The 20869-nt window shown below is 51.1% G+C and carries 16 protein-coding genes; 2 read left to right on the forward strand and 14 right to left on the reverse strand.

Annotation, left to right across the window (positions count from 1 at the left end):
- Positions 1-155: 155 nt before the first annotated feature.
- Positions 156-521, reverse strand: a complete 366-nt coding sequence (locus ACQ76X_RS00920) for a VOC family protein (protein WP_438490974.1) — start codon at positions 519-521, stop codon at positions 156-158.
- A 102-nt stretch (positions 522-623) separates the two neighbouring features.
- Positions 624-1487 (reverse strand): helix-turn-helix domain-containing protein, encoded by an 864-nt coding sequence (locus ACQ76X_RS00925; RefSeq protein WP_438490975.1) that lies wholly within the window; start codon positions 1485-1487, stop codon positions 624-626.
- Positions 1488-1780: 293 nt separating this feature from the next.
- Here ACQ76X_RS00925 and ACQ76X_RS00930 point away from each other — a divergent pair, with 293 nt between their 5' ends.
- Together ACQ76X_RS00930 and ACQ76X_RS00935 are read left to right on the forward strand one after the other, a co-directional pair.
- Positions 1781-2644 (forward strand): class I SAM-dependent methyltransferase, encoded by an 864-nt coding sequence (locus ACQ76X_RS00930; RefSeq protein WP_076109786.1) that lies wholly within the window; start codon positions 1781-1783, stop codon positions 2642-2644.
- A 3-nt stretch (positions 2645-2647) separates the two neighbouring features.
- Positions 2648-3394: an RluA family pseudouridine synthase gene (locus ACQ76X_RS00935; RefSeq protein ID WP_438490976.1), complete on the forward strand. Its 747-nt coding sequence runs from the start codon at positions 2648-2650 to the stop codon at positions 3392-3394.
- A gap of 54 nt (positions 3395-3448) precedes the next feature.
- Here ACQ76X_RS00935 and ACQ76X_RS00940 read toward each other — a convergent pair whose 3' ends face one another.
- The 12 genes from ACQ76X_RS00940 to ACQ76X_RS00995 form a co-directional block, all read right to left on the reverse strand.
- On the reverse strand, positions 3449-3880 hold the full coding sequence (locus ACQ76X_RS00940; protein WP_038594308.1) for a MarR family winged helix-turn-helix transcriptional regulator: 432 nt from the start codon (positions 3878-3880) through the stop codon (positions 3449-3451).
- Between the two features lie 204 nt (positions 3881-4084).
- Positions 4085-6526: a DNA gyrase subunit A gene (gene gyrA / locus ACQ76X_RS00945; RefSeq protein WP_438490977.1), complete on the reverse strand. Its 2442-nt coding sequence runs from the start codon at positions 6524-6526 to the stop codon at positions 4085-4087.
- A gap of 240 nt (positions 6527-6766) precedes the next feature.
- Positions 6767-8749, reverse strand: coding sequence for a DNA topoisomerase IV subunit B (parE, locus tag ACQ76X_RS00950; protein WP_038594314.1), 1983 nt, complete (start codon positions 8747-8749; stop codon positions 6767-6769).
- A 67-nt stretch (positions 8750-8816) separates the two neighbouring features.
- Positions 8817-9806 (reverse strand): ABC transporter permease, encoded by a 990-nt coding sequence (locus ACQ76X_RS00955; protein WP_341094398.1) that lies wholly within the window; start codon positions 9804-9806, stop codon positions 8817-8819.
- The gene (locus ACQ76X_RS00960) at positions 9799-10779 is read right to left on the reverse strand and encodes an ABC transporter ATP-binding protein (protein WP_438490978.1); all 981 of its coding nucleotides are present in this window, start codon (positions 10777-10779) and stop codon (positions 9799-9801) included. Before ACQ76X_RS00960 ends, ACQ76X_RS00955 begins: the two co-directional genes overlap by 8 nt.
- 52 nt (positions 10780-10831) lie before the next feature.
- The gene (locus tag ACQ76X_RS00965) at positions 10832-11773 is read right to left on the reverse strand and encodes a GDSL-type esterase/lipase family protein (RefSeq protein ID WP_438490979.1); all 942 of its coding nucleotides are present in this window, start codon (positions 11771-11773) and stop codon (positions 10832-10834) included.
- 233 nt (positions 11774-12006) lie between these two features.
- Positions 12007-12795 carry a CAP domain-containing protein gene (locus tag ACQ76X_RS00970; protein WP_438490980.1) on the reverse strand — a complete coding sequence of 263 codons (789 nt, stop codon included), beginning with the start codon at positions 12793-12795 and terminating at the stop codon, positions 12007-12009.
- Positions 12796-13088: 293 nt separating this feature from the next.
- The gene (locus tag ACQ76X_RS00975; RefSeq protein ID WP_438490981.1) at positions 13089-15050 is read right to left on the reverse strand and encodes a WG repeat-containing protein; all 1962 of its coding nucleotides are present in this window, start codon (positions 15048-15050) and stop codon (positions 13089-13091) included.
- Positions 15051-15141: 91 nt separating this feature from the next.
- On the reverse strand, positions 15142-16197 hold the full coding sequence (locus ACQ76X_RS00980) for a galactose ABC transporter substrate-binding protein (protein WP_438490982.1): 1056 nt from the start codon (positions 16195-16197) through the stop codon (positions 15142-15144).
- A gap of 134 nt (positions 16198-16331) precedes the next feature.
- On the reverse strand, positions 16332-17357 hold the full coding sequence (locus ACQ76X_RS00985) for a substrate-binding domain-containing protein (protein WP_438490983.1): 1026 nt from the start codon (positions 17355-17357) through the stop codon (positions 16332-16334).
- Complete coding sequence (locus ACQ76X_RS00990; protein ID WP_438490984.1) at positions 17354-19183, reverse strand: sensor histidine kinase; 1830 nt, start codon at positions 19181-19183, stop codon at positions 17354-17356. The genes ACQ76X_RS00985 and ACQ76X_RS00990 overlap by 4 nt, the downstream gene beginning before the upstream one ends.
- 2 nt (positions 19184-19185) lie before the next feature.
- Positions 19186-20835: a response regulator gene (locus ACQ76X_RS00995; protein ID WP_438490985.1), complete on the reverse strand. Its 1650-nt coding sequence runs from the start codon at positions 20833-20835 to the stop codon at positions 19186-19188.
- Between the last annotated feature and the right edge of the window lie 34 nt (positions 20836-20869).

Below are 20869 nucleotides of genomic sequence, written 5' to 3' on the forward strand. Positions count from 1 at the left end.
CCAAGGTAAACATTAAATTTAAACCAACTTTTACTAACCTCATTTTATTTGATAATGATTATCATTGTCAATATATAAAAACACGAACACTGACCGGGAGTCCGGTTGATGTTCGCGTTCATCGTCGATTCTGTATTCTCGAGGCTTGCTATAACTTAATATGCTCCTTCAAGCAAGGTAATGCTATTGCCGTCAGGATCGCGGAAATTCATTTCCTTACCCCCGTATTCCATTGTAACCGGCGGTTGGCAATCCAATCCTCTTGCCTTGAGCGTTTCATAGGTCTCATCCAGATTGCTGCAGGAGAACACCAGATTGACTGCTCCTGTCGTCAGCTTATCCCATTTATTCTCATTCCAGATAATGATGCCCGGCTGACTCTTCTCAAAGCCAATCTTCGCCCCGTCAGAGTTGCCATAGCCTTCAAACGGTACGGGAATCCCCAGCACCTCTGCATAAAATGCCGCCAAGGCTGCAGTATCCTTGCTGTACAAATTGATGCCTTCAAAAGCAGAAATCATAGTATATCCCTCTCATTCTCATCATTTGGTTAGCGGCGCATTGGCCATCTGACAACAGTATACCTGGTGACCGTCCCCGCTGTATTGCAAAAAAACGACATGTTAATTCCGTGCATAGGCCAGAGCCTCAAGCGGCGTTTTGCCGGCAAATTTCTTGAAATTATTATTCAGATGGGACTGATGGCTGTAGCCGTAGCTATATACAACATCCTGAATATTTCTATTCTGTGAGGGTGTACGGTATAGATCCAGCCATACATTCTGAAAGCGCACAAGATCGGCTGTTTTTTTGGGCGAAATTCCGATATATTCACGAAAAAGCCTTTCCAGCTGCCGGCTGCTAAACCCCGAATTCCCTTCCAGTGCAGCGGCGGATATGACGCCTTTGGACTTCACGATGGCATACACAGCACTCAGCATGCCGTCATTGCTGTGCCGGGTCTTCTCCAGCTGACGCAGCAGATAAGCTTCCACCAAGGCGATCCGTTCTGCTACAGTACGGGTCCCCGGCAGCTTGTCTCCCAGTTCGCTGCGGAAGGAACCGAAATATTGGTCCACTCCGGTATGAATGTTCAGGACCTCCCTGAGATGGTCATCGGCGAACAAGTGCACGGCCCAGAAGTGGAAGCGGATGGCGAAGCGGAGTTTTCCCGTATCGTCGTGAGCTTGTCCGGCTTCAAAAGGCGTATCGTTAATCCCGCAAAAAATCCCGCCCGACTCTCCCGTCTGCTCATCCCACTCCCAAATGATGTCCATGCAGCTGTCCGGTATAATAATTTCTCCCCCAAGGGAGGGGGCCGAGGGATCATTAAGCTGTTTCTCTGGCTCTCCCCTGTATGTTTCCTTCAGAGACGAAGAACCCCAGAAACAGCGGATATAAGGACGCAGCGCCTTGCAGGGCAGAATCTCCCCTGCCCCTTTCGGATTCGCCGTAATCGGATAATACAGCTCCGACAGATTGTACATGAAGCTGCTGCCCCCTTCTGTGCTTGTTCAACTTCCGATAAACATACTTAACCTGATCATACACAATCACTGCCAGAAACGCTACAATAACGGCCGTCAGCACTCCTCCGAGAAGCAGATAGTTTCTTGTCATTTGTTGGCCTAACTCGCTGATATATTTGGAAATATTATACGCACATCCCCAAATGGGCAAAATGAGAAGAGTCGCAGCTTTGTTACCTTTTTGTTTGTAGGGCCCGTGCTAAATGTTGTACAATAAAGGCTAAATGAATTTTTTGAAGGATGGATTAAATATGTATATAGCAGGCGATTGGAAAGACTACGAAGTTATTGATACCGGAGGCGGAGAAAAGCTGGAACGCTGGGGCGATATTATTCTGCGCCGCCCGGACCCGCAAATCATTTGGCCGCTCGCGAACGAAACGGCGAAGTGGCGGGATGTGCACGGACATTATCACCGCAGCTCGGCAGGCGGCGGACAATGGGAAATGAAGAAAACCATTCCGGACGACTGGAAAATCAGCTACGGCAAGCTGAAATTCCACCTGCGTCCGACAAATTTCAAGCATACTGGCCTGTTCCCTGAGCAAGCGGCCAACTGGCGCTGGATGATGGACAAGATCGCTGAGGCGAACCGTCCGATCTCAGTGCTCAACCTGTTCGCTTACACCGGTGGGGCTACAGTGGCTGCAGCGAGCGCCGGAGCTTCAGTAGTCCATGTGGATGCGGCCAAAGGCATGGTCCAATGGGCGAAGGAAAATGTGGCACTGTCCGGCCTTGCTGAACGTCCGGTCCGCTATATTACTGATGACGTCTTCAAATTTGTACAGCGCGAACAGCGCCGCGGCAGCAAATACGATGCAATCATTATGGACCCGCCTTCCTATGGCCGAGGACCCGGCGGTGAAATGTGGAAGCTTGAAGCGAGTCTGTACCCGTTCCTGGAGAGCTGCATGCAAATCATGAGCGACAGACCTTTGTTCATGCTCATTAACTCCTATACGACAGGCATTTCTCCAACCGTTCTGCGCAACATGCTCTCGATGACGATGGGCAAACGGTACGGCGGCAAGCTGACCTCCGGTGAAATCGGACTGCCGATTACCTCCTCCGGGATGAACCTGCCTTGCGGAATTTTGGGCCGCTGGGAGGCGTAAGCCATGACTGCACACAATTCCGGTACAGCCGGAGTGGCCGGAGAGGGAAATTCCCGCTTTGAAGTTCTGTACGAAGACAATCACCTTCTCGGCATCGTGAAGCCCGTAAATATCCCCGTACAGGAGGATGCTACTGGCGATGCAGACTTGTTGAGCCTGCTTAAGGAAGATGTGAAGGAACGCTTTAACAAGCCTGGTAATGTGTACATGGGGCTCGTTCACCGGCTGGATCGTCCAGTCGGAGGTGCGATGATCTTCGCCAAGACATCCAAAGCCGCTTCACGGCTGTCCGAAAGCGTCCGTACCCACAGCTTCCATAAAGTCTACCTGACCGTGGTGCACGGCCAGCCTCCGGCCTCCCAGGGCCGTTTGATCAATACCTTGCTCAAGGATGCCAAGAGCAATACAGTTACCATTGTCCGCAAAGGAACACCGGGCGGCAAAGAGGCTATTCTGGATTATACGGTGCTGGGCAGCGCGGAGGGGTATACTCTGCTGAAGATAGACCTGCTTACCGGACGTTCACATCAGATCCGAGTGCAGCTTGCCGGAATCGGCTGTCCCTTGTTCGGGGATCAGAAATACGGTTCGGCGGTGAACAGACCGGGGCAGCAAATTGCCCTCTGGTCCGCACTGGTCGGCTTTCCGCATCCGGTTACCAAAGAAGAAATCGAGCTTATCTCGCTGCCGCCGCAGACTTTCCCCTGGAATCTGTGGTCCCGGCATTTGCAAAAACAGGCCATCCGTTAACGGATGGCCTGTTTTTTGAGCTTATATAAGTATTAATAAGATCCAAGTTTAGGTTCAGGGTGTAGAGCCTTCCGGCGTTGGAGCAACCGCCATCTTGCCCATCAGATAAAGCAGCAGCTGCTGATTATGTGAAGAAATCGGATCAAGCGCTTCGGCAAAAAAATCACTGCGGATCTGGAGTCCGCGCTCGGTCTCTTTCTGTCCGTTCTCCGTGATGCTCACCCAGACAATCCGCCGGTCCGCTGCATCGCGTTCACGTACAATCAAATTATGCTTCTCCATCCGGTCAAGCAGCATCGTCACCGCCGCCGGGCTGGTCGCGAGATGCGGGGCCAGATCAGAAGGCTTCATTGCGTCACGTTCCTGAAGCAATTCAAGCACGGTGAGTTGGGCATCTGTCAGCGTAGGCGCAAGCTTGCTATCCATATGTAGCTTATAGTCCTTCAATATTTTATGCCAAATCTTACTGAATTCTGAGGAATGCACAGTTACTCCTTCCTTTCCCTGCGGATTTCAATCCGGTATATCTACATTTTCGAGAAAGAAATTCCATTTCCTGCAAAACGAAAAAATAAATAACCAAAACCCTTGTTATCCGTTCCTTTACCTATACAAAAAGGCGTTGTGGCCAGCCCGTGAGGAGCCGTCAAACGCCTTTTTGTATGTTAGCCCTATTGCTGTGAATACAAATTACTTAATCGCCGGCAAAAGAATGATGATCTCATCCTTCTTCTCAACCGGAACAAGTTGTTTGCCTGTAGAACGGCGATCACCCAGCGGAGCAGCCTCAGAAGAGAACTGATGATGCAAGCCATCACGGGTGAAGGCGACTAACTCCAGCGGATCCTTGCAGTGGAATGCCCCTGCCAGCCTGCTGCCGTTCGGTTTGACCCGTTTGCCTTCCTTGAACTCGAAGGTCGGCATCCCTTTGCCGCCGCGGCTCTGCGACGGATAATCCACTAATAGCGTCCGTTTCGCATATCCAAGGTCGGAGACAACCAGTATTTCGCCTTCGTCTTCGCTTACCCAGAAGCAGGAAACCACTTCATCGCCTTCGCGAAGCTGAATGCCGCGGACCCCGCTGGCCACACGGCCCATCGGATTGACTTCGTTCTCGCGGAACCGGATGCTCATCCCTTCGCGGGTCACAAGCACGATGTCCTTGTCTCCGCTGCTCAGCGCCACTGTAATGATCTCGTCGCCATCTGCCACCTTGCAGGCAGCCACGGCTCCGGAACGGCTCGTAGAGTACTCCTTGAGCTCCGTACGTTTGACCTGGCCCTTACGCGTGACGAAGACCAGACTCGCCTGAGGCTCCTCCAGATTGCCCACCGGCAGCACGCTGACAATGCCATCGCCTTTCGCCAGGCTGATGACGTTCACGATTGCCGTGCCGGGATCTTTCCATTTGAATTCCGGTATCTGGTGAACCGGAAGCAGGAAATATTGCCCCTTGCGGGTAAATACCAGCAGGCTGTCCCTTGTATTGAGATCCAGCAGCTTGACGATATGGTCACCTTCCTTAACACCGGAGGCTTGGCGTTCACCACCCGAACGCGTGAACGAAGGCATTCCGGTCCGTTTGATGTAACCATCGGCCGAAAGTGCTACAAGCACATCCTCGGCGTTAACCAGTACTTCAAGGCTGACCTTCAGCTCTTCAACCTCGCCCTGAATAAGCGAGCGGCGGTCTATCCCGTATTTATCACGGATCTCCAGCAGTTCCTTGCGGATGACGGCGATCAGTTTTTTGTCGCTGTCCAAGATGCCGCGCAATGTGGCAATCCGCGCCTGCATTTCGTCCAATTCCTTCTGGAGCGAATGAATCTCCAGATTGGTCAGACGGTACAGCTGCAAAGTAAGAATGGAATCGGCCTGGCGTTCGCTGAAGCCGAACATCCATACCAGATTGTTCTGGGCATCCTGGCGGTTCTTCGATGCCTTGATCGCAGCGATAACCTCGTCCAGAATGTTCAATGCCTTTACAAGCCCTTCCAGGACGTGGGCGCGGTCCTCCGCTCTTTCCAGGTCGAACTGGGTGCGGTGGGTAACCACATCACGCTGATGGGCGATATAGGCTTGCAGGATGGCCTTGAGGCCAAGCTGCTGCGGAGCCTTGTTGACAATCGCCACCATATTGAAGTTGTAAGTGACCTGCAGGTCGGTTTTCTTCAGCAGATAAGCCAACACGCCCTGGGCGTCAGCTTCCTTCTTCAGCTCCACCACAATGCGCAGCCCTTCCCGTCCGCTTTCGTCGCGGACTTCTGCGATACCTTCGATCTTCTTCTCCAGACGGATGTTCTCCATGGAGGTAACCAATCGTGATTTCACGATCTGGAACGGCACTTCCGTAATAACAATCTGCTGTTTGCCGCCGCGCAGATTCTCAATCTCTGTCTTGGAGCGCAGGTAAATGCGGCCTTTGCCGGTACGGTAGGCGTCCATAATTCCTTCGCCGCCCATAATCGTACCGCCTGTCGGGAAATCCGGGCCTTTGATAAATGTCATGATGTCCTCGAGCTCGATATCCGGCTTTTGCATCACCGCGATACAGGCATCAATGACCTCACGCAAATTATGCGGCGGAATCTCCGTGGCGAATCCGGCAGAAATGCCGCTCGTTCCGTTGACCAGCAGGTTCGGATAGCGCGAAGGAACCACCACTGGCTCCTTGGCTGTGTTGTCAAAGTTATCTTTGAACAGCACGGTGCGCTTCTCGATGTCGCGCATCATCTCCATGGCAATCGGCGACAGGCGGGCTTCCGTGTACCGCATCGCTGCTGCCGGATCATCATCCATCGAGCCCCAGTTGCCGTGTCCGTCCACAAGCACATGGCCCATCTTCCAAGGCTGCGCCATCCGCACCATTCCGTCATAAATCGACGAATCCCCGTGGGGATGATAATTACCCATGACGTCCCCGACGGTTTTGGCGGATTTACGGTACGGCTTGTCCGGGGTATTCCCGGAGTCGTACATGGCGTATAGAATCCGGCGCTGTACAGGCTTCAGCCCGTCACGGACGTCCGGAATCGCCCGGTCCTGAATGATATATTTGGAATACCGGCCAAAGCGGTCACCGACGACCTCTTCCAGAAAAGCCGGTAAAAATTGTTCTGATAAACTGCTCACTTGGCTCACCTTCTGTTCCTCAAACTGCCCGCCTAAAAAAAGTGTGGTGATCCCTTGTCACTGCGGGGAATGTTTGGACTTCCGATCGCTGTTATTCCCGAATTTCTTCAATTTGACCCGCTTTACGGTTGAAATTCGAGAATAAAGGCGAACGCTGACGCTTCTGCAGTTCCAAACTTCCCCTTCGTTCCTCAGATCACCAAGCTCTTTTTAACAATCGGGATAATCGTCACTTGCACACTACTCTACAAACTCGGTAAAGTCGACGTTTTCGACAATCCAGCGCTTGCGGGGATCGACCTTGTCGCCCATCAGCGTGGATACGCGGCGCTCCGCCTTTGCAGCGTCCTCAATCTGCACCTGAAGCAGCGTGCGTGATTCCGGGTTCATCGTCGTCTCCCACAGCTGATCGGGATTCATCTCGCCGAGTCCCTTGTACCGCTGCAGCTCGAAGTTTTTGCCGAATTCCTTGAGGTAATTCTGGAGCTCTTCGTCGCTCCAGGAATAACGCACCGTCTCCAGCTTACCTGACTTGCGCGTCAGCTTATAGAGCGGCGGCTGGGCGATAAACACCTTGCCGGCGTCAATCAACGGCTTCATGTATCGGTAGAAAAAGGTCAGCAGCAGCACTTGAATATGCGCACCGTCCGTATCAGCATCGGTCATAATGATAATTTTGGAATAATTGCTGTCTTCTACGGCAAAATCCGGACCGATTCCCGCACCGATTGCGGAAATAATCGCCTTGTACTCATCATTCTTAAGAATGTCCAGCAGTTTGGCCTTCTCCGGATTCATCGGCTTGCCCTTAAGCGGCAGAATAGCCTGAATCTTGGAGTCACGCCCCTGCTTGGCTGATCCTCCGGCGGAATCGCCTTCGACGATAAACAGCTCTGTACGCGTAACGTCCTTGGACTGCGCAGGCGAGAGCTTGCCGCCCAGGTTGGAGCTTTCACTGCGTTTCTTGCCGCTGCGGATTTCATCGCGGGCCTTGCGCGCCGCTTCACGGGCTCTGGAGGCCTGGATGGATTTCTTCAGCAGGCTTTGCGCCACCTGCGGATTCTCCTCAAGGAAACGGGCCATGTTCTCGGACACGATAAAGTCGACGGCACTGCGGGCAGAAGCGCTTCCGAGCTGATCCTTCGTCTGGCCGACGAATTCTACTTCGGACATCTTGACGCTGATTACCGCCATCATGCCTTCGCGCAGATCATTGCCCTCCAGGTTCTTGTCCTTCTCCTTGAGCAGCTGTGTCCGGCGGGCATAATCATTCAGCACACGGGTATAGGCCGTCTTGAAGCCGGTCTCGTGTGTTCCCCCGCTGCGCGTAGGAATCGAATTGACGAAGGAGGCCAGCGTCTCCGTATAACCTGCGTTATACTGCAATGCCACCTCAACTTCAATATCATCCTTCTCCGAACTGAAATGGATGACGTCATGCAGCACATCCTTGCCCTCATTGAGAAACTGCACGAATTGGCTTGCTCCGCCTTCATAGAAAAATTCATCCTGGCGGCCGCTGCGCTCGTCACTTAGATTAATCCGCAGCCCGGAGTTCAGGAAGGCGATCTCTTGCACCCGTTCCGCAAGGGTATCATAGTTCAGGGCAATGCCATTCGGGAAGACGCGAATATCCGGCTTGAAGGTAATCTTCGAACCGGTCTTATTCGTATTTCCCAGCACCTCAAGACCGGTAACAGGCTCACCGACATGCTCTTTCCCCTTTGCATCTACCCAATATTCGAAGCGCTGGCGGTGGATTTTGCCGTCACGATAAATTTCGACTTCCAGCCACTCGGACAGCGCATTGGTAACTGAAGCCCCTACGCCATGCAATCCGCCCGATTTCTTGTACCCGGAGCCGCCGAATTTACCACCGGCATGCAGGATCGTGAAAACAACCTGCGGTGTAGGCACTCCAGTCTTATGCATCCCGGTCGGGATTCCCCGGCCGTTATCAATGACGGTAACCGAACCGTCCTTGCGCAGTGTAATATCAATCTTCGAGCAAAACTTGGCTAAATGCTCATCTACGGCGTTATCCACTATTTCCCATACGAGATGGTGCAGTCCCGAGGAACTCGTACTGCCGATATACATGCCGGGCCGTTTGCGGACCGCAACCAGACCTTCGAGCACTTGAATGTCGTCAGCATCGTATCCAGTCCGGCCTGTTTCGGCGTTCTTAGAGACTTTTGCAAACATATCGATCTGTTCGAGCATTCATGCTCCTCCTTCTTTCTCTCTATCTATGAAATGCAAACAAACGTTTTGGTTCACTTTGTACATTCTAATTCAAAATATCCCGTTTCGTAAAGACGGCGAATGAAATGATTACTGCAGAAATCCCCCAAACGGCCAGAACAGCCATGGAAAAGGGCAGTGTCATCCCCTCAATCGGTGCGGGTGTTCCGGCCAAATACCCGGTTAATCCCAGATTAACCATAAATAAATATTTAGCCGTCGTCCAGGCCGAAGCCATATTGGTCAGAATCGTTCCGGCAATCAGTGCGGCCATCATCACCACGATGCTTGCCGCTGTGCTGCGCACCAGCACCGATACCATAAACGCCAGCAGGGCAACGACTACGCTCACGAACCAGATTAATCCGCCCTGCATCAGCAGGTATTTCCACTGCGGAACTGAATGGACAGCCGACATATCCACCGCATCTCCGCTGATTTGGAACCCGGTAAATACAGGAAGATTAAAGCCCTTGTATCCAAAAACAAGCCCCGAAATCAGATAGCTGATTGCAAACACCGACAGTACAATCAAGGAGACGAACATCAGCAGCGCCGCCAGCTTGCTGAACAGCACCTTCCAGCGTTTGACCGGCCGGGTCAGCAGCATCTTGATCGTACCGGTCGTCCTTTCCCCGGATACAAGATCTGAGGCTACTGCCATAATCAGCAGCGGAATGAACAAGGAGACCGAGTTGTCCAGGAACTCGCGGGTAAAGGTAACCCCGCTGGGCTCATTCGGATTGACGTCATGGTCCAGATAATACTGCAGCTGCTGGACGAATATCCGCCGGTAGGACTTCCATTCCTCGGGAATCCGGTCGCTACCCAGTGAATTTTGATTATCGGTAATTTGCTGCTGTACCTCCAGTCTCCAGTCCGAGTTAAACTTGTCCCGGCTGCGCTCGGCTATACGCATTTGTGCATAGGTAAACATAGGCACAAGTACGACCAGAATCAGCAGTATAACATAAAACCGTTTCTTTTTTATAATCTTCAGGCACTCATTACGGATGAGCGGAAGCAAATTAATCAATAGTTTCACCTTCCGTTAGCTTCAAGAATAGCTGTTCCAGTGTGGGGTTTATTTTATGCACGGCGCTAACTTCCACTTCCGCTGTGACCAGCACGGCAACAATCTCCGGAATCAGGTCTTCATCCATGACCGTGATGAGGGAATTCGCGCCCATTCCGGCAATGACGGAGTCGTCAAGTGTAACCTCATCCAGTTCGAGAAGCTTGATGTCAGGACGTCCGGCCAGTATCGTTCTGGCCCTGTCCAAAGGCTCCAGATCCCATAGCACATATGGGGAATTACGTGCAACCAGTTCATTTACTCCGCCAACAGCCAGCACCCGGCCTTTGCTGATAATGGCAACCCGGTCGCACAGCAGCTGAATTTCGCTCAGCAAATGGCTCGATACAAATACCGCGAGGCCTTCCGCAGCAAGCTCGCGGATAAATTCGCGCAATTCTTTGATCCCTTTGGGGTCCAGCCCGTTTGTCGGCTCATCCAGAATCAGCAGCCGGGGACGGCCCAGCAGCGCCTGGGCAATCCCAAGCCGCTGCCTCATACCCAGCGAATAGGTGCTCACCTTGTCATGAATGCGCTGGTCCAGCCGGACAATGTCCACTACCTCAGCAATACGCGCCTTGTCCACGCCTGGCTGCATGCGGGCGAAATGCTGCAGATTCTCCCAGCCTGTCAGATAGGTATACACTTCCGGATTCTCTACGATCGAGCCAACATATTGTAGCGCTTTTTCCGGTTCACGGTTAACGTTATAGCCGCAGACGGTTATCTTGCCTTCACTTGGGCGAATCAGGTCCACAAGCATACGGATTGTAGTTGTTTTTCCGGCCCCGTTAGGTCCAAGAAAACCGAAGATTTCCCCTTCCTTCACGTTGAAGGTAACATCATCAATGATCCATTTCCGGCCGATTTTTTTGCGGACGCCTTCCACTGACAGAATAACTGTCCCGGCTTCTCCGCTTATGTCTTTATCCATGTTCTCACAACTCCTTGCTACGATCATTTCTGACTTGCGGTGAAGTACATCCTTAGCGCACAGCCTGTATGATTCGTTCGCTCATCCGCTGATAGCCGTCGCCGTTCGGGTGAAAATGATCGTTTGAAAGATACTTATCCAGATGGCGGTTGAACAAATCAAAGGTTGGGACGAGTGTCATATTGCTGTGCGTGTTAATGATATCCATTGCTGCGTTGTTCCAGGCTGTAACCGCTTGATTGCCGGGCACCAGCAGATCCTCGATATCTCCAAATGGATTATATAATCCGACATAAAAAATTTGCGCCTGCGGATTGATCTCAGCGATGCTCTCCAGAATCCCGCCAAGCCGTTTCGAAGCATCTGGCAGCGCGGCCAGCAGCGACTCTGGCGTCACCTCATCTTCAGTTGCCGAAGGAACGGTTGTCCCGGATGAGCCGGTTTTCCCGCTCGCTGTCCCTGTTTCAGAAGGATCTACTCCAGGCATTGAAGCAATGTCCGCAGGACTCCCTGTCTCCGTTGACGTTGTTCCCTGTTCTGCACTACCCGTTCCCATTATATCCGATCCCCTGAACAAATCATTGCCTCCGATCGAGAGCAGCACGACGTTGGCCTGCCGCAAGGCATACCGAACGCCTTCTTCTTTGAGCTTGCTTTGCAGGCCTGCGGTTGTCAGCCCGTTAATGCCCATATTGCCAAGCAGTTCCGCCTTGCCTCCGCCAGCCGACAGCCCGTCCAGTGTCCGCTTTACAAAACCGTTTCCGGTGTTGTCACCGGTGCCTTTGGCCAAAGAGTCGCCCAGTGCCAATATTTTCACTTCATCGCTGCTTGCCGCCGTGGGAACCGGTGTTTCCTGGGGCAAAGAGGTTGAAAAAACTTCACCCTTCGGGTATATAATATCGTTCACCGCATATCCAAACCCAACGATCAAAACTAACGTTGCTGCTATGGAAATCAGGCTCACAGTGCGCCAGGTCCATTTTGAATCGTTCAAAGCCATCCCTCCGTATGCAGTTCTTATCACCAGTGTTCCACATTTTACAAACTTCTTAACTATGTAGATAAACATAATTCTTCTATACTTAATTTGCAAATATCCACCGTTCAAGCGAAATTTGGCGGTTTTTGTCCTTAATAGTCTATTATATCAATCGAAAGCATATTTTTCTCAAAAAAAAACGTCCCCCGGCAATGCCGGGAGAACGGGTTTTGTACTTTTCATTAGGTTTATTTTCCGATGAATTCCTGAACCCAGTAATTGTTGTCGAAACCTACGCCGATATAGTTAAAGTTCGCACTCAGAATATTGGCACGGTGTCCCTCACTGTTCATCCAGGCCGTCATTACTTCTTGCGGAGTTCTCTGGCCCATTGCAATGTTCTCCCCGGCAGCCCGATAAGTGACGCCAAAAGTGGCCATCATATCAAAAGGCGATCCGTACGTCGGGGATGTATGCGAAAAGTAGTTGTTAATACGCATATCGGTTGCTTTAGCTGCGGCCACCTTGTTCAGGCTTTCCAAAGCGCTGACCAGGGACAGCCCTGCTGTCGCACGTTCCTTATTCACAAGCGTAACGATTTGCTGGATATAGGACTCTTGAGTGCTGACTGCTGCTGCTGCTGGTGTTGCCGTTGGTTTAGCTGTCGCTACTGGTGTCGCCGTTGGTGCGGCTGTTGCTACGGGTGTCGCCGTTGGTTTAGCTGTCGCTACAGGCGTTGCCGTTGGTGCCGCTGTTGCTACGGGTGTCGCTGTTGGTTTAGCTGTTGCAACCGGTGCAGGTGTGTTTGTCGGAACAACAACCGGTTGAGACTTGTAAACTGTCACTGTTGTATTGGAAAAAGGAAATCCCTTAAGGCTATATTGGTTAAAATATTGCATGAATTGTGCGAAATTAGTTGGTGCTCCAGTCGCAGTATTACCCGCCTCTGCATTTGCCTGTATTGGAAGAGAAATGCTAAGCGCCATCACTGCCGCCACACTTCCACCTATCATTGCTCTTAAAGTTTTGCTCTTCATTCTGCCATCTCCTTGTTCATGATGTATTTGTTATGTTGCTGTCGGCCGAAGTAATGGGCTCCAAATATTACAAAGTTGTAATCTGTTCCTCAGTCATTGTAGCATAAATCTCTCAGCTGTGCGCTTCTAAATTTTTACATTAATAGATTACCAGACAGGCAAGCAGACGGCTTGTACATTTCATAACTCCCATACAACAAAAAAAAGCCACCATCCTCATCAGGACAGCAGCCTCCTATTGACTTCGCTGTACATTCTGTACAGGTTAAGACGTTATCTTTGTTGCTGGAAGCTTAATGGAAAGACTGCCAGAACTCGCCTTCGGTCGAGATCAGACCCATGATTTCTGCATAAGGAATGCGGAATGTCGGGAAACCCGCAGCATATGGGGCGATCTCGTAGGGAGCGAAATACAGATACAGCGCTTCTTCATCTACAAAAAAGGGCTGATCCGCCGTAATTCCCTTGTAGGTGTCCGGAAAAACGTAAGAGTACTGTGGATCGTTCGCAATCTGTTTGCCGACAATAGCGCTGAGCTTCGCCACATATTTGCTGCCCGGCTTGAACAGGTCACGAAGAGCATAAAATTTGCCGTTGCGTAAATTGATATGAACAAAAATGCGGGTAGGCATGCCATGGGCAGCGCCAAAAGGGTACTTATAGCCGCTCAGTTCCAGGACAAGCAGATTTTTGCGGAAAAAGGAGACGGCAAAATCCCCGGTATAGCTGTAATCCTGCGTGCCTTCACCGGTCCCCGCTCCTTCGGCAAGGGAAAGGCTGCGCAGCTTGTCATTTACTTCTCTGGAGACCTCGGAGTTTGCGATCCCTTCGATAACCGGATAATACACCAAATAGTCTCTATTCGGTTTGTATTTCTTCTCCAGCACTGAATAAGGCGGACGGAGCGTTATGACTCCATTTTGCTTCCATACCTGATTGCCCCGCCGGTCGTAATAGGCTGTCCGCTGATCCACGTCAGCCCTGATCAGACTTCCGCTGAAGGAAAGTGTGCCTGAACCGGCAATCACGGGCGGCTGAGCTGCTTTTTTTCCGCTTTTGTCGATGAAATAGGTATCTGTGGCGTCAAACACTGAGGCGAGTCCATTCTGATAATTGTTCACACCCAGCAAGGGGTGGCTGCTGAGGATTCTGCCGGTTACCGCATCAGCGATAGCATAACGTGAACCGCGGTAAGGCTGGTCTGGATACACTGGTGTACCCAATGCCACCCGGTCTTCACCCAGCTGTTGAACTTCATAATACTGGGCCGGAACTACGAGCTTACCCTGCTTGTCAATCAGGCCGTAGGCATTGCCATAATTCTCTGCCGTATTGATCACCGCTCTTCCCGCAGAAAATGGCAGGGCGGCTGTATACTGCGGCTCTATCGCGATGCTTCCGTCTATCCGCAGATACCCGTATTTACCGTTCTCGGTAGCCTGGTATGCCAGCAGGCCATCCCCCGGATAACCTACAAATGGATATTTATACGTATGCAGCACGGTGCCTTGCGGGTCTATCAGCGCAAACTCCCTTTCGCCCAGCTTGACCAGTGCCGTTCCGTTCATGAAATCACTGGCGTCCTCGTAAACCGCAGGCAGTACTTCTTTTCCCTGGGCATCCAGATATCCGTAGTGGGAAGTACCCGTCGTACTTTGTTTGGAGAACATCGCACGCCCTTCATGCAGCGAGTTTAAGTAATCATAACGCGTTGCTGTAACCTGCTTGCCTCTTTCGTCAATCAACGTATAGCCTTTGGCATCGGAAACCACAGCACGGCCTTCTGAAAAAGGGGCAATAAAGGAATAGGCCGGTCTCACTTTCTCCCGCCCGGAGCTGTCAATCAGGCCGCTCTTGTCGTTGCGCTGCACAATCGCCAGGCCGTTCTCCTGAAAATCCTCGGCATACTCATACCTCGGTTCAATACCCGTCCGTCCTACATTGTCGATATACCCCCAACGAGTCCCCTCTTTAAGCTTAAAAGGAGCGGGATGCAGCAAATCTGCCCGCAGCTCGCTGTCATCCAGCTCAGGCAGGAAATAAAGCGCCTCTACAGGCTTTTTGGAGTAATCTACCCGATACAAACCCGCTTCTGCAGGAATCGTTACGAACAGATCATCATCCGCACGGATGAAATCCTCTTCCTGCTGAGGAATACATTCATTCCAGCCAATCCCGTCCCATCTCCACACTTCCGTCTGCACCAGGCTGTTATCCGTTCCTTTCGCCAGCTCATTCAGCTTAATCCTCAGCATCCCGTCGCTCTCCTTTACAAGGGCTTTTGCCTATAGGATATGTGGTCAAGGGAGAAAGGGTGTGTGGTAGTAAGCTCTGACGCTTTCCTAATTATTCGACGTCGGCGACATTGTCTCTGGTAATCTTCTTGTAGGGGATCCATACATACTGGTTATCGGTAATGTCGAAACCAATATTTTGTTTGGTTGGCGCTTCGCCTCTAGAGAGAACAGCCGCAAGTTTGATTGCTGCTTTGCCTTGGATGTTGGCATCATTTAGCACAGTGCCCAGCATGGTCCCCTCTTTGAGTGCTTTAACGGCCGGAGCTGTCGCATCTACACCGACTACCGGCATGTATTTCCCGCCGGAAAAATATCCGTCAGCTTTTAGAGCTTTAATTGCACCGAGGGCCATATCGTCGTTGTTGGCAAGCACAGCTTCTATCCTGTCTCCGCAGGTCTTCAGAAAGCCCGCCATTTTCTCCTGGCCCTTCACCCGGTCGAACATTCCGCTGTCTTCCGCCAGTTTCTCGACCTTGATACCTTCATCTTCAATCGCCTGGATGGAATAATTGGTGCGCAGCTCGGCATCCTGGTGTCCCGGCTCGCCCTTCAGCATGACATATTGAAGCACTCCGTCGCCGTTCTTATCGGCTTCGGGATGGGATTTCCAGTATTCCGCGATAATCTGGCCGGACATGGTGCCCGATTCTTCCGCTTTGGCGCCTACATAATACACCTTGTCCCATTTCTTCATATCTTCCGGAAACGGTTCACGGTTCAGGAAGACGACCGGAATGTCGGCGGTTTTTGCTTTGTCAATGATAACTCCTGCGGCAGTGCGGTCAACCGGATTAATCAGCATGCCTTTATATCCCTTGGTAATGAAAACGTCAACCTTATCATTTTGCGTAAGCTGGGAGTTTTTGCTGTCTACAATGTCCACAGCTGCGATGCCTTTGGCTGCCGCCACAACCGATTTGCGGACACCGGCCATAAACGTATCGCTGAATTTATAAATGGCTACACCAATTTTTGGAGCTGAGCCGGTACCACCAGGGATTGCCGTCTCAGCGCTGCCGCCGGTATTCGCAGGGCTGCCTCCGCAGCCGGACATAACAGCACCCAGCAACACGGCGGCGAATAAAACGGAAGACATTTTTTTCATCACTAATTGACCTCCCGAGGGTAAATCTTTCTTATGCCGGATCTGTCCCAGGTACATCATTATGCCTGAAAAAGGCACAGTTGCGAATATAAAATCCTACTGTATTCAATAAAAATTCTAATGAGTTCCCTGTGCTACCGGACAAAAGGAAACAGTAGCTTTTGATTCTCGGGCCATAGCATGTTTTCCAGGTCAATCAGCTTAGTGCCAGTATCCACACGCTCCGGAATGTCGATGCCTTCCAGGGCTTGGGCTGCATATTTCACGGCCAGATAACCGTTGCTGAACGGATTCTGGATTACAGTTGCCTGGACGGTTCCATCCTGAAGCATTTCCATCATTGAGGGAGAGCTGTCAAAAGCCACCATTTTAACCTTATGCTGCTTCAGATTCTGCAGCACTTTGCCCGCGCCCTGCGACGCCGTTTCATTCAATGTGGCGATTCCGCGCAAATCGGGATGGTTCTGCAGCATGTCCCGGGTTAATGATTCCGCATGGTCTGTATTCGAGGAGGTGTAGGAAATCTGCACGACCTGAACATTCGGATAACGGGCCGCATAGTTCAGGAAACCCTTTTCCCTTTCTTCCGCGTCCCGGGCTCCATAATCAATCGGTCCGCTGGATTCCGGCTGCACGTTCTGAGAGGAGTTGGTGAAATTGATGATTCCAATCTCACCATATCCGTTCAACAGCTGTATCAGTCTTTCCGCTGATTTCTGTCCGGCTTCATAGCCATTTGAACCCACGTAGGCTTTGACTCTGGCCGAACCAACCTCGGCATCGACGGAAATGACAGGGATTTTGTAATAGGCGGCCTGATCTACTACCTGGGCCAATCCCATATAGCTGCTGGCTGCCAAAATAATCGTCTCTGCCTTTTGATTAATAGAATCCTCAACCATGGTAATCTGCTTATCAATCTCACTCTCGGAATCAGGTGCCTTGAACGTCAGCTTGACATTAAATTCCTTGGCGGCGGCTTCAGCACCGAGCTTAACCGTGTTCCAGTAATCCCCTTTGTTCATCTTGACAATCATATCGATATTATGCGTTTTATTGGTGCTGATATAAGCGGCGGGAGACGTATTGAAGCAGGAAGTGACCGTCAGCCACAGCACCGGACAAAGCAGCAGGATCAGCCACAATCGTTTGCTTCTCATGGAGATGATTCATCCTCCTTCTGCGGCTCCGGCCCCTCTGCGGTTTGGATTGCCGGGAATGTAATAGTGACCGTTGTGCCTTCCTCAAGCTCGCTTTCGAATGCAAGACCAAATTCGCGTCCGTAATAAAGTCTGATCCGCTCATTCACATTCCGCACGCCTACACCAGAGCCGCTGCCGCTTTTGGCCCCGCCGCTCAAGATCATATTCAGCATTTCCCTCGGCATTCCTAGCCCGTTATCGCTGATTGTGATGACAATTAAGCCATGCTGAAGCTCCGCGCTAATGGAGATCAGACCTTCGTCCGGCAGCATTTCAATCCCGTGATACAGTGCATTTTCTACAATCGGCTGCAGAATCAGCTTGATCGTCTGGTACTGGAGCACCTCATCCTGCGCCTTGATTTCAAAGCGGAATTTGTTCTTGAAGCGGAAGCTCTGGATGACAAGATAATGGCGGATATGGTCCAGCTCTTCCTGCACGGTAATAATATTATTACCCTTGCTCAGGCTGATCCGGAAAAACTTCGACAACGATTGGATCATCGTGACCACTTCCTCGTTTTTGCCCCGTTCGGCAAGCCGGATGACAGAGTTCAGCGTATTGTACAAAAAGTGCGGGTTGATCTGCGACTGCAGTACTTCAAGCTCACCTTTGCGCTTGGTCTCCTGCTCATAAATTATCTGGTCCATCAGCTGGCGGATCCGCTGGAGCATCAGGTTAAAGCGCCGCGAAAGCTGTTCAACCTCATAAGCGCCGCTGACATTGATCGGAGTATTCAGATCACCCTCACCTACCTGCTTGACGGTCCGCTCCAGCTTGCGGATGGGACTGGCAATGAGCCAGGACAGGAAGACGGAGACAGCAATGACGCCAAGAATAACAGCAGCCAGAAACCAGACCAGAAATTGATTCAGATCCCGTTTCGTAGTCACAATTTCATCGTAATAAGCGACACCGACGATTTTCCAGCCGGTCTCCGCCAGCGTGCGTACGGTGATAAAACGTTTCTCTCCTGTCGATTCATCCAGATAGCTGCGGTAAGCATACTCCAGCACCGGTTCCACGTTCTCATACTTTAGGCCGGCATAAATCAGCTGCTGCTGCGGGTGATAAACGATGTTGCCCAGCGAGTCCAAAATGTAAGCGTATCCTCTTTTGCCAAGCTTGACCTGCCGGCTCAGCTCATCAATCGTCCGGAAGTTGAAGTCGATCAGCAGGATGCCGGTTTTCAGTTCTCCGTTTTCTCTGTATTGAATCATTTTGCTGATGGAGACAACCCAGGTATACCGCCCCTTGAATAAATTTTGGATATGCGGTGCGGAATAGGAAATCTCCGAGCTTTTTTTGGCAGTGGTGAACCAGCTCTGACTTTCCAGCTGTGTATTCAGGCGCATGTTCTGGCCCGGGGTCCCGACCACATATTTCCCCTGCAGCGTAAACACGGCGACCGACACCAAGTCTTCTCTGCTGTTCATCAGCGTATCCATCCGTTCGTACAGCAGCGGGGAGTCAATAGAGGCACTCGTCGTGACCTGTTCCTCCGCCGTCTCAAAAATATTGCTCATTCCTTTGACATACAGCTCCAGATTATAATTCACCTGCTCTATTATCTGCTGCATATTCAGATTGGCATTCTCCTCGGCTGTCTTCGCAAACTTGTTGTACAGCATGAAGCTGACGATCACCGCAACCAGCACAGTAACCGCCGTGAACGACACCGTAATGATAAGCTGAATACTCCGAAGTTTGGAGGATATCCTTGTTTTTCCGCGTCTGTCTTGCTGCGGGCGCAGCGGGAAAAAATAAGCCTTCGGCCTGTTCATGGCTAGCCTCCCCGGGAGCTGTTCTTATACTCTTTGGGAGATTGTCCATATTTCTTGCGGAAGCAGAAGCTAAAATAATTCGGGTCGGCAAAGCCGATTTTTTCGGCAATTTCAAAAGCCTTCAGCTCTGTTGAGCGCAGCAGTTCCTTGGCAGCCTCCAGACGGATCTGCAGCAGATAGCTGACAAAGGTCATCTTCATCTCTTTCTTAAAAATGCTGCTGAAATATCCCGTACTGATATGCAAATGCTGGCAGACTTTGCCGATCGAGATGTCGGACTCCTCATAATGACCCCGGATATATTCCTTGGCTTGGTCAATCAGCTGTTTGTAGCTCGACTGCCGCTCCGAAGCGATGGAATCCATCAGGCGGCTGCACACATTGATAATCCACTGCTTAGCTTCGCCCATATTGTTGAATTTATGGATCTCCGTCAGCGAAGACAGCCCTGATCCGATGTAATCGGTAGTCTCACTGCCTGACTCCTTGGCCACCCGTAGAATCGAGGTGATGATCTCCAGCAGAAACACCTGATAGTCCTGCGTCGAAACCTGCGCGGTGTCCAGTCCCCCGAACAGTTCGTCGACAACCTCTTTCAGCTCCTGTACCGTGCCCAGCTTGATTGTGCGGATCAGCGATTGTTGGGTCAGCTCGTCATAAGCCAGCATTTGATTGGATCTTGACTCCACGTCTTCGATCCAGATCACTCTGTTGTTGCCGAGAATGAGGCGGTAATCAAGTGCCTGCAGTGCATCGCCGAATGAATTGAACAGCATGGATGCTGTATGGCATACTGTTCCGGCTCCTGAGGTCACCGTCAGCTTTAGAAACCGCTGTACATTTTGCCGGATTTCTTCCAAGATCGCGAAGGTTTTGCCGGTAATCTCCGCCTCATCCTTCTCCATGCTGACCGAGAGCAGCACGACATCATCCCGGTGTATAAATACTTTGCCGAAACCATGCTTCAGACAAATTTCCTCAGCGATATTAAGTACCGCGAACAGCTGCAAATTGCGGTCGCCGGTGTCACGCAGGGATACGGGCAGACTCTGGATAACTCCTGCATTCTTCTCCGAACGGATATAATCTATGCTGATTACCGAAGACTGAAAGCTCTCACCAGAGAGGTTGATGCCGTATTCCGCACTTTTCTCGACGATTTCCGCGGGCCGCAGCCTGCGGGAAACAAGCGAGGAGAGGAATTGTTCACGAAGTACAGGCAGACTCTTCCGGTAATGCTCGCTCAGCACAAACACATTTTCTTTCTCAGCGATTTCCGCCTCTATGGTTTTTCTAACCTTGAGCAGTGTGTCGATCAATTCCTGAGAAGAAAACGGTTTCAGAATATACTCGTCAATTTGCAGTTTAATCGCTTTCTGGGCGTACTCAAATTCATCATAGCCGGTGAGAATTATGATCTTCGTATTGGGATGACGGCTGCGGATCCATTCGGACAGCTGCAGTCCGTTCATAAATGGCATCTGGATGTCTGTCACGACCACATCCGGCAGCAGGCGGTCGATTGATTCCGCAGCCTCACGGCCATTCTCCGCCTGATCTACGACCTCAAAACCATAGCTGCCCCAGTCGATCTGTGCGATAATCCCTTCTCTTACGTCCTCTTCGTCTTCGGCAAGAATCAATTTATACATGCTTCATCCCTCTTATAATTTCTGTTTAGGTAAT

Source organism: Paenibacillus sp. IHBB 3054 (assembly GCF_051594305.1).
Lineage (GTDB): Bacteria > Bacillota > Bacilli > Paenibacillales > Paenibacillaceae > Paenibacillus_AQ.